General features: G+C 55.3%; 8 protein-coding genes and 1 pseudogene. 3 read left to right on the top strand and 6 right to left on the bottom strand.

Annotated features, from left to right (window positions below; all coding sequences use genetic code 11):
* Positions 1 to 89 precede the first annotated feature (89 nt).
* Positions 90 to 233, bottom strand: a complete 144-nt coding sequence (locus ACP5D4_RS18945) for a hypothetical protein (protein ID WP_428013178.1) — start codon at positions 231 to 233, stop codon at positions 90 to 92.
* A gap of 76 nt (positions 234 to 309) precedes the next feature.
* Here ACP5D4_RS18945 and ACP5D4_RS18950 point away from each other — a divergent pair, with 76 nt between their 5' ends.
* On the top strand, positions 310 to 825 hold the full coding sequence (locus tag ACP5D4_RS18950; RefSeq protein ID WP_428013179.1) for a hypothetical protein: 516 nt from the start codon (positions 310 to 312) through the stop codon (positions 823 to 825).
* 193 nt (positions 826 to 1,018) lie between these two features.
* Here ACP5D4_RS18950 and ACP5D4_RS18955 read toward each other — a convergent pair whose 3' ends face one another.
* The 4 genes from ACP5D4_RS18955 to ACP5D4_RS18970 all read right to left on the bottom strand — a co-directional run bounded on the left by ACP5D4_RS18955 (position 1,019) and on the right by ACP5D4_RS18970 (position 6,504).
* Complete coding sequence (locus tag ACP5D4_RS18955) at positions 1,019 to 1,303, bottom strand: hypothetical protein (RefSeq protein WP_428013180.1); 285 nt, start codon at positions 1,301 to 1,303, stop codon at positions 1,019 to 1,021.
* 463 nt (positions 1,304 to 1,766) lie between these two features.
* A complete protein-coding gene (locus ACP5D4_RS18960; RefSeq protein ID WP_428013181.1) occupies positions 1,767 to 2,909 on the bottom strand; it encodes an ABC transporter ATP-binding protein in 1,143 nt (380 codons plus the stop codon).
* 101 nt (positions 2,910 to 3,010) lie between these two features.
* Complete coding sequence (locus ACP5D4_RS18965; RefSeq protein WP_428013182.1) at positions 3,011 to 4,813, bottom strand: ArnT family glycosyltransferase; 1,803 nt, start codon at positions 4,811 to 4,813, stop codon at positions 3,011 to 3,013.
* A 224-nt stretch (positions 4,814 to 5,037) separates the two neighbouring features.
* Entirely contained in the window at positions 5,038 to 6,504 is a 1,467-nt protein-coding gene (locus ACP5D4_RS18970) for a leucyl aminopeptidase (RefSeq protein WP_428013183.1), read from the bottom strand.
* A gap of 286 nt (positions 6,505 to 6,790) precedes the next feature.
* Between ACP5D4_RS18970 and ACP5D4_RS18975 the strand changes: the two genes are divergently transcribed.
* Entirely contained in the window at positions 6,791 to 7,249 is a 459-nt protein-coding gene (locus tag ACP5D4_RS18975; protein WP_428013185.1) for an ATP-dependent zinc protease family protein, read from the top strand.
* A gap of 90 nt (positions 7,250 to 7,339) precedes the next feature.
* Positions 7,340 to 8,245: a 30S ribosomal protein S6--L-glutamate ligase gene (gene rimK, locus ACP5D4_RS18980; protein ID WP_428013184.1), complete on the top strand. Its 906-nt coding sequence runs from the start codon at positions 7,340 to 7,342 to the stop codon at positions 8,243 to 8,245.
* Between the two features lie 110 nt (positions 8,246 to 8,355).
* Here the strand turns inward: rimK and ACP5D4_RS18985 are convergent.
* Positions 8,356 to 11,002: pseudogene (locus tag ACP5D4_RS18985) on the bottom strand (hypothetical protein); the annotation flags it as partial.

The following is an 11,002-nucleotide window of genomic DNA, read 5'->3' on the forward strand; positions in this document are numbered from 1 at the left end:
CAGCTACCTGAAGCTGGAGGCATGAAGCCCCCGTGCTTCAGCCGGGGGTGCTGACAACTATGGTGAGCGTACAAACTGGCGCGATCGCCTCACCACCGATACGGTCGAAAACTGGCAACGCGATATAACAGCCTGTGGCGCTCGGTGGTGACGTGCGTATCTATACTGTACCCGCCACCGATGACACAGGCGACGGGATAGCCCGCCGCGATGCAGGTACTCAACACTGGCATCTCCCCCTCTCCTCATCTCTCTCTCGGTTAAACTGGCTGTAGAACCGATTGGCATCACAGAGCGAGACGCCTTCTCATGGAATCCAAACTCGTTTGGCAATACGGCAGTAATAACCCCGATAACTCAGATAATTTAGAGACGATTCGGCGCTGGTGGGGTAAGTTAGCCGGAAAAGATATTCTCTGGCAACAGCGTTTACTCCCCGACGGCGGGAACAGTGACGATCTCGATTGGCAACCGCAGCGATTCGACGATCGCTTTGCTATGACCGACCCGGAATTGAAAGGCATTACTATCTACTGGCGCAAACCGGAGGAAACGGACACGCACAATATTACCGCCCGTCAGTTAGAACTCGACGAATCGCGGCAACAGCTTTACGTCTATCCGAAATCTCAGCCGAAAGTGGTGTTGCGGGTGGCGGTGCCGACTGTGGTTTACGAGACCCTAGAGGTGACACCGGAAGTGTTGAATTGCGTGACCGGAGACGGAAAAGCCTTATTGGTGTTGCGGGACGAGTCGCAACGGTTGGAAGTCAAGGTGAAGTTAGAGGGGACGCTGTTAGATAAGCTCAAATCTCAATTGTCCTGACGTCTGTCCGGACGGCGGACAGGGAAAACTTCCTAGCGGCGTTTTCCTCGATGCCGCTGCCGGATTGACAAACTCCCTGCGCTGAAGCAACGGGGCGATCGAGATCCCGATCGCTTACCTATGCAGCTCCTCGAGGGAATCTTGACGCAATTCATATATCACATATTTTGTTATTTGTCAATCTTTTAACCCGTCAAGCCCCTTCAACCACTCGTTCGAGTTGAGCCGTCCAGAGGTCGGGGGAGTCGCCGTAAGTTTCCAGTTGTAAAATGCGGTAGCAGACCGAGCCGTCTCCGGCGGGAAGCAAGAGGAGATCTCCGGGTTTGGGAAGACCTCTCGTACTGGTGATACAAGCCAGTTTTCCGTCTTCGCTCGGCTCGAAGATATAGTCGCTGTCAGCAGAAAAGCGCCTGTAGTCGTAAGTCCGATTTTTTTCGGCAAACAACCACGCCAGGACAGACTTTAACACGGGACTCACGAGAAACACGATACGAACGTACCACGAAGGGATACGCGATAAAGGTTTGGCTGAGAAGGCGATCGAGCCAGAAATTGCGATTCGATCGATTCATGCAAAACCTCAACTCCACCGAGGGCGATTCCCCAAAACCCTGCGATCGATCTCAGGGAATTTTTGACTCGTTCTCACTCCAGAAACCTATCGGCAAGCAACGATATTTCCGGTTGGTCTTCCTACTGTATTACCCTACCGAAACGAGGCTCAATTCGATAGTCATTGCAACTTAAATTTAAGACTTGCGCAGAAACCCGATTTCTGCGTAAGTTCTACAGTTATTTGGGGTCAGGCGCTCGATCGATCCGGCCTGTATTCGAGTTGCAGAATCGGCAAAATCACGAGGGTTTAGAGAACCACATCGACGAGCGAACGGGCATTTTCGCGGATTTTTTTGGCGAATCGTTTCCTGGGGCGATGGCTCGGTCTAAGGGGAAATACCCGTTTTAGCGATTGAGGGCGGATGGCGAAGTACCTGTCCCGTTTGGGGATCGAAGACCGAGAGTCGATCGCTCGGAAAGTTCAGCCCAACCCGCTCTCCCGGTTGCAAGCGCACCCCTGGCGGCGTCAGGAAATTCAAAATCGGCGGCGTTTCGGTTCGGTTCGAGAGAATCGTCGCCCGCACTAAGGTTTCTCGTCCCAGGGGTTCGACGATGTTCACCTTCGCCTGAATCTGTCCGCTGTCAGCGTCGGCCAGTTCCACATCTTCCGGACGAATTCCCAACTCGATCCCCCGTCCGGTGTTCTGAGGAGACAGTAAAGATTTGCCGAAATTATCGCGCAGGGGTAAGGCCGGGATTTTTTGACCCTCGAGGTCGAACTGCGTCCCGTCATAGGTGGCGTAAAAGAGGTTCGTGGGGGGACTTCCCAGGAAGGTGGCGACCATGCGGTTAGCGGGTCGATCGTACAACTCTAAGGGGGTTCCGATTTGTTGAATGCGACCGCCATCAAGAATGACAATGCGATCGGCCAGGGTCATGGCTTCGACCTGGTCGTGGGTGACGTAAATCGTGGTAATTTTCAGTTGTTGGTGCAGTTCCTTAAGCTGGGCGCGGGTTTCTTCCCGAAGTTGCGCGTCCAGGTTGCTGAGGGGTTCGTCGAGGAGAAACGCCCGAGGCTGACGCACGATCGCCCGTCCTAAGGCCACCCGTTGCTGTTGTCCCCCGGAGAGTTGTTTGGGTTTGCGATCGAGCAAACGAGCGATATTGAGAATTTCGGCGACGCGATCGATGCGATCGCAAATGGTTTTCGCCTCGGCGCGACGCATTCGCAAGCCAAAGGCGAGGTTTTCCGCGACGGTCATGTGGGGATAGAGGGCGTAATTTTGAAACACCATCGCCAGGTCTCGCTGTCGCGCCGGAATCCCGTCGACAGGGGTCTCGTCGATGTAGAGATGGCCGGACGTGGCCCGTTCCAAACCGGCGATCGTTCGTAAAATGGTCGATTTCCCACAGCCCGACGGCCCCACCAACACCCAAAATTCGCCGTCGGGAACCTCAAAGGTGATGTCTTCAACGGCGGTGACGTTTTGAAACTGACGGGTAACGTTTTCGAGTCGAACCGTAGCCATAGTGAAATTCAGACATTTGTTTGAATCGTTTGATACCCCCTGAGTCTCGGAATTGCCAGTCCGAGACAAAAAGAAGAAAAGTCGATGGTAGCACGATCGATTTAATCAATATTGTTATCTTTGTGGGTGAACTTATCGAGTCGATCGTGATAAATCCGCACCAATCGATAGCGTTGTTCTGTGTCCAATCGATCGAACTGTTCGTCTCGCAACCCCAACTTTCGCAACCGCTTCTTATCCGCGATCGCCAACGTCGAAGGGGATTCCGGATGATTCTGAACGCGATCGCGCAAATATTCCCGTCCCAGGGACGGCCGGGACAAATAGATAACAGGTTGCTCCGTGTAAAACGCCAACGACGGCTTTTTAAACCCGATAGCCACCAGTTCCTCACCCGGAACCCGTTCCTCCTTCACCTCCTCCGCTAACTCCCGTAACGGTTCCTGACGCAATCGATCGAGCAACTGAAAGGTCGGATGTATCATCACCAGCAGAAACACCGCAAAACTAGCGACGTGAACCACCGACATCCAACGACGGCGACCGCTGACGACAACCCCCTCGATCGCCATCGCAACAGCCACAGCCACACCCGACCCCACCAACGTCAACCCCGACTCCCAAAGCTTCTCATCGAGATCGTCCACCACCGGATCTTTCCCAATCCACAGCGGAACCGTCGCGATCGCGATCGCCAACACCAACCAAATCCCAAAACTCAGCCAGTGACTCACCGACAGCCAACCCCGCCGCAACCGAGGACGCCCCAAGGTCTCCTCCGCCAACAGCAAACCGACCAAAATCGCCGCCGCCGGAATCAGCGGTAACACATAACTCGGGAGTTTCGTCACCGCCGCCGTAAAAAACAGGAACACTCCCCCAAACCAAAACAGCGCGAAACCGCCCAACTGTTGCGGCCGAGGCAGTTTTCGCCAGTCTCGACGGGGCCAGACCCGCAAGCGAGCGATCGCCGCCGGAACGTACACCGACCAAGGGGCGAACCCCAGCAACACCACCCCAAAATAAAAGTACCAAGGGGCGCTGTGATGGTTTACCACCCGCGTAAACCGCTCGAAATTGTGATAGCCGAAGAAACTCTCAACATAACTTTCCCCATTGGCCGCCATCACTAAGACATACCAGGGAACTGCGATGGCCAAAAACAGCAGCATCCCGCGAACCGGGCGCATCTCCCGCCACACCGCCTTCAACTGTCCCGCATACAGCACAAACGCCCCCACAATGAGGACGGGGAGGACAAATCCCACCGGGCCCTTCGTCAACACCGCCAACCCCATCAACGCGAAAAAGGCCAAATAGGCGCGACTGGCCGTTTTCCCCTCACTGGCATAGCCCCAGAAAAACGCCAACAGAGACGATCCCATACAAGCACACAGCAGCATATCCGAGACTCCCGTGCGTCCCCAAACCAGCGTTTGCGGGTTAAAGGCGATCGCCACCGCCGCCAGCGTCGCCGCCCCCCAAGGCATCAACGCCCCCCGTCCCGTGGGCTTCAGCGGCGGCACGAAACGCCAGAGGGTTAAAAAGGTCACCGCCATCAATTCGATCGCCGACAACGCCGACGGAAGCCGCGCCGCCCACTCGTTCGTCCCCAGCATCACATATCCCACCGCCATCAACCAATACACCAACGGCGGCTTATCAAAACGGGGTTCGCCATTAAAATAGGGCGTGATCCAATCTCCCGTCACCGTCATCTGACGGGCGGCTTCCGCGAAAAGCGGTTCCGTTTCGTCAATCAGATTGGTACTGCCGAGTTGATAGAGAAACGCCAAAATCGCAGCGATCGCCACCACCAACACCGACGTACCCCAAACCAACGTCGGAAACTTTTCCGGCGAAGTCCACCACAACAGAGTCCGGTTGTGTAAGTTCGAGTTCATATTTTCAGGAGAAAGGGAAAGGGAGAGCAGCAGAGCAGGGGAGCCGGGGAGATTCGTAGGGTGCCGTGACGCAACGAGAAAATGTTGCCGACATCAGGAGAATGGACTTTCCGCATCACGCACCGCCCCCAATCGGAAGAGGGGGAGAAAGAGAGAGGGGGAAATTTCCCATCATCCCATCACCCCATCACCCCGATCGCACCATCACCCCGATCGTACCCTCATCACATCATCACCCAATTCACCAGGGTTCGCACGCCGAAGCCCGTCGCCCCAGCACTGTCGTAACCGTTATCCTTATCAGCCCAAACGGGGGCGGCGATATCCAAATGCGCCCAAGGGGTTTTCTCCACAAACTGCTTCAGAAACAGCGCCGCCGTAATCGCACCTCCGGCGCGGCTTCCCGTATTCTTCATATCCGCATGGAGGGACTTCATCAACTCGAAATAGGGTTCTTCCAGCGGCATCCGCCAGAATTTTTCGCCCGCTAAATCCGAAGCCGACATCAACCCGTTCGCCACCTCATCGTCTGGACTCCACAATCCGGCGATGGTGTTGCCCAAGGCCACCACACAAGCCCCCGTCAGCGTGGCTAAATCCACGATCGCATCGACCCCCAACTTGTCCGCAAACACCAACGCATCCGCGAGGGTCAGGCGGCCTTCCGCGTCCGTGTTGTTCACTTCAATGGTTTTACCGTTGGAAGCCGTGAGGATATCGCCGGGGCGCATGGCGTGGCCGCTAATCATGTTTTCCGTGACGGCGGAAATGAAATGAACTTCCACGTCCGGCTTCAGTTCGGCGATCGCCTTGGCTGCGCCGAAAGTAGCACCCGCACCGCCCATGTCCATTTTCATGGTTTCGATGCCGCTTCCCCCGGTTTTCAGATTGAGACCCCCCGAATCGAAGGTTAAACCTTTGCCGACGATCGCCAGTTTTTTACGGGGCGTCCCTTGGGGTTTGTAGGTTAAATGAATGAATTTCGGCGGTAACGCAGACGCCTGGGCGACCCCGAGAAACGCCCCCATTCCCAGTTTTTCGCACTCTTCTTTCTCGAGGATTTCTAACTCTAAGCCGTACTCGTTCGCCATCGCCTGGGCAGTTTCGGCCATGCTAATCGGATTGACCACGTTCGCCGGGGCGGCCACCAACTCCCGCGCCAAAATCACGCCATAGCATATTTTTAGGGATTTGTCAACTGCCGCGTCCTGTCCGCCCAGTTCCAACAAATCGACCGTTTCCACGATCGATCCCTTGTCGTCGGACTCAGACTTAAAGCGAGTATCCTGGTGCAGAGCCAACTCGATCCCTTCCACCAGAGCTTGAACCGTCAACGCGGGGTTGTTATTCCATTGCGGTACACTGACGCCGAGAGTTTGGCATTTTTCCTGTTTCGCCAAACGTCCCATCGCGGCCGCACCTCGCCGCCAATCGTCGAGATGGTCAGCTTTACCCAGTCCCACCAGAATAAGTTTACGGACGGCACTGCCTCCCCCAACGCGAGTGACCGCACTGCTATCCCGTTTTCCGTCAAATTCCGTTTCTTCAATGAGTTCTTTGAGGGTTCCGGCGAGTTTTTCGTCCAGTTGCGCCAATTCGCCGGTTAATTCCACCGCATTTTCCGGCAAAGCAATCGCCAAAGCATCACCCGACCAATCCAACAGTGCAGTTTCGATCGCGTTGAATTTCATAAGAAAGTCTCACCTGTACGACGTGCAATATTTTATGGTAATGGTTTTCGGGTCTGGAACAGGGAACGGGGAACGGGGAACAGTTTCTCACCACCTCATCATCCCATCATCCCCTCCAGAACGATCGTACCCTCATCCCCTCATGCGAGAGAGCGTTAAAATCGAAAGGCGGCCTGGTATTCCAGACCTCGAGAGATCGAAAAAGTGCCGATCGAGCCGTCAAACCTCGCGCCCGGGACTTGCAAAAACAGGGAGTTGGCATCCGGTGACAGTACCACAAGAGACGATGGGTTGGCGGGAGTGGGTGGCACTCCCAGACCTCGACATTCGAGCCATTAAAGCGAAAATCGATACTGGGGCGCGATCGTCAGCACTCCATGCTTTCGATATTGAACCGTTTACCGAAAACGGAAAACCAAAAGTCCGGTTCAAGGTTCACCCAATTCAACGGGATACAATAAGCACGGCCATCGCCGAAGCCGAGGTTCTAGACCGTCGAGAAGTCCGCAACTCGGGAGGTAAGGCGGAGTTGCGTTACGTGGTGCTGACATCGGTGGAACTGGCGGAACAACGCTGGGACATCGAACTGACGCTCACCAACCGTGACGTGATGGGCTTTCGGATGCTGTTAGGGCGTCAGGCGGTGCGCGGACGCTTTCTCATCGACCCCGGTAAGTCTTATCTTCTCAGTCACGACGAAGAAATGGCACATCACCAGAAAGAAGACAAACCTCAAGCCGAGTAGGGGCTTCCCTGCCGTTCGCCCCGACTTCTGAATAGGACGAAATCGTCGCGTTCAGCATCTTCGATCGAACGATTATATCGAGTTTTTTTGATGAAAATTGCGATCTTATCTCAAAATGCCTCCCTGTATTCCACCAAACGCTTGAAAGAAGCCGGAGAAAAACGGGGACACGACACGAAGGTTATCGATCACCTTCGCTGTTATATGAATATCACCTCCCATCGCCCATCCGTGATGTATCAGGGGAAACCGTTGGAAAATTTCGATGCGGTGATTCCTCGTATTGGGGCCTCTCATACCTTTTACGGAACGGCGGTGGTGCGACAGTTCGAGATGATGGGGGTGTTTACAGCCAACGAATCCCAGGCGATTTCTCGATCGCGCGACAAACTGCGTTGCTTACAAATTCTCGCCCGCGAAGGTATCGGCTTACCCGTCACAGGTTTCATTCATTCAACACAAGACATCGAAGGCGCGATCGGTATCGTCGGCGGTGCGCCCTTAGTCATCAAACTCCTCGAAGGCACCCAAGGCATCGGCGTCGTTCTCGCCGAAACCCACCAAGCCGCCCAGTCCGTTATCGAAGCCTTTCGCGGCTTGGATGCCAATATTTTGGTACAGGAGTTTATCAAAGAAGCCAAAGGCGCAGATTTACGCTGTTTTGTCGTTAACGATAAAGTCATCGCCGCCATGAAACGGCAAGGGGCCCCGGGAGAGTTTCGATCGAACATTCACCGAGGCGGAAAAGCCGAAAAAATCAAACTCACCCCCGAAGAGCGATCGACCGCCGTTCGCGCCGCCAAAGCAATGGGTTTAAAAATTGCCGGAGTGGATTTACTTCGCGCCAATCACGGCCCCGTCGTCATGGAAGTCAACTCCTCGCCGGGGTTAGAAGGCATCGAATCCGCCACCGGAGTAGACGTAGCCGGAAAAATTATCGAATTCCTCGAGAAAAAAGCCGGTTCCAGTGCGCCGCGCGATCGCATTCCTTACTAAACACACTCCCCCGAACCCACAGATCCCCGGCATCTTAAAGATGCCGGGGATCTCGCCGCAGTCAGATAGATCGAACCCGTGGGGGCAAGCCTCTGCGCTTGCCCGTCCCCCTACCCGAAAAACCGCTGATAATCCCCCATCAACCACCCCGGTAACATCGCCTGAGCGTTAGCAAAACTCAACTGATCGCGACGACAATACAACATCGCCGCCAAGAAGCAGTTGAGAGACTTCGGACGGCTCATTCCCTGAGCCAATTCTGCTTTCAACTGACCGAATAAAGACTGCTCCGCCTCCGTGCGCGGCAAACGCTGTAAACCGCTCCCCAAAAGGCTTCGGTGAGCCTCACCCATTGCCCCACCATAAGCCACTTCCAGTTGTTCGGGAGGCAAACTCAGCCAATACTGAGCCAACATTTGCCGCAGTTGGCGCAGTTGGTCGATCGCATTCCCATCGTTCGCGTCAATTTGGAACAAATTCAGAAAAGTCGAAAGCCGCTTAACAAACTCCGGACTCGGCGGTTGCGCCTCCGTCCCCGCCACCGTCACAGCCCCTTCAAACACCTTCTCATAATCCGCAATCAGCCACTCCGGAAGCCGACTCCGAGCATCCCGAACCTTCATCTGGTTCGGAGGATAGAACAACATCGCCCCCATCAACGCATTCAGAGACTGGGGTTTATCCAAACCCACTCCCAACTGGGTCAACTCCTGACGGTACTGCATATCCGCCTGGCTGAGGGGTTCCTTCTGAAACCCACTTCCCAGCAAAATCCGATAGCCGCGACCGAGATCTCCTTTATAGACCGTTTCCAAGTCCCCATCTGGAACCGTCATCCAACGTTCCGCGAACTTCCGGCGAATCTGGTGCAACTGCGCGATAATCGACTGGTCCGAAGGGTCGATTTGATAGAGATTGACCGTTCCCAACAGACGATTGAGAAACTTAGGACTGTCCACCGGTTCGTCCGGAATCTCCGTCGGAATCTCCATCGCGGGCGCCGTCGCCGCCTCCGGAGTAAGAACCGACTCGAACACCGCCGCATAATCCCCGTACAGCCAAGCCGGAAGTCGCGTTTGAGCGTTCTGCACCTTCATCGTTCCCGGCGGGAAAAAGAGGAACAGTCCCAAAATCGCATTGAGAGCCTTCGGCTGTTCCGACTTCCACACCTGCGCCAACTGTTGCTTGAATTGATTTTCCGGTTCGCTAATCGGTTCTTTCTGGAACCCACTTCGCAGCAAAGCCTTATAAGCATTCCCCACCTCCGAAGCATAGAGGGCTTCCAACTCTTCTGTCGGATGCGCCATCAAAGACTGACAGAGTTGATACCGCAGTTTCCGCAGTTCCGTCGCGTTCGCCGTATCCGAGGGGTCGATATCGTACAGGTTGACACAGCCAATCAATCGATTGAGAAAGGTGGTGAGGTCGGTTTGGGGTTGTGGCGGCGGCGTCGGTGCTGGGGGAACCGGTTCGGTGTCTTGAGGTTCCGCCTCAAACACCGCCTCGTAATCCGCCAGCAACCACACTGGGAGACGGTTTCGCGCGTCCCGGACTTTCATCTGGTCGGCAGGATAGAACAGCATCGCCCCCATCAACGCATTGAGCGCCTTGGGTTTCGTCAATCCCGCCCCCAACTCCGTCAGTTCTTGGCGGTACTGAGTATCGGCGTCGCTGAGGGGTTCTTTCTGGAAATCGCTTTTCAGAATGGCTTGGAAGGCTTTGCCGATTTCGCCAGTATACGCCGATTCCAGTTGCTCCGTCGGTAGCGTCATCCAATACTCGACCAGTTGTCGCCGCAGTTGGTGCAGTTCGTCGATAATGGACTGTTCGCTGGGGTCGATGTAATAGATATTGCAGCAGCCAATCGTGCGGTTGATAAACACTTGGCTGGTGGGGTGTTCGTCCGGTTGAGACGGCGTGGGCTGCGAGACCCCTTCGTTCACCAATCGTTCGAGGAGGCTGGCAAATTTCGCCCCGAACGCCCGACTGTCGAGGAACGGCGGCGTTTGCTGCATTCCCTGTTGAATTTGTTGCCGTTTGGCGAAGCGGAAATTAGCATCCGTCGCCAATTGCGTCGCCAGTTGGATGTAACTGTCTTCACTGTCGGCGATGAGGTCGGGGATTTGCAGCTCTCGCAGCAAAGCGGCGGACTGACGGAAACGCAGTTCCGAGCCTTCCATGGCCACGATGGGAAGTCCCACCCGCAGGGGGTCGAGGACAGAGGCGGCACCAGAGTAGGGGAAGGAGTCGAGATAGACATCCGCCTGTTGCAGAGCTTGGCGAATATCGGCTCGATTGGGCAGGGTTTTGATGAGGAGGAGCCGTTTCAAATCGACGCCGTACTTGCGAAACGCCCCTTGCATCTGTTTGAAGAAGGGCATTTCCAGTTGGGGATGCCGTCCCCAGTTGGGACCGAAGGGGTAGATGGCGAGGATGGAGTTGGGAACCGCAGCCAGGAGTTTCGCCCAGGTTTCCCGCAGTTCCGGGTTAATTTTGCGGAAGTTCGCCCCGGACATAAACACGATGGTACCTTCGGGAAGTCCCCAGGTGGAACGGTCTAAGTTGACCGTGGGCGTATCGGTGTCCGGGGGGAATTGGAAACAGAGTCCCGAACCCTCCACAGTGACGAGTTTCTCGCTGTAATGGCTGGGGTCGGTAGCGGTGAGGGAACCGCCGATATAGACATCCAGATTCCGCATTCCGGTGGTGGTGGGGGCGGAGAGTCCGGTGGTTTGGATGCGGGCGAGGCGGTGCAGG

This window comes from Baaleninema sp. (assembly GCF_049974805.1).
GTDB lineage: Bacteria > Cyanobacteriota > Cyanobacteriia > Cyanobacteriales > Geitlerinemataceae > Baaleninema.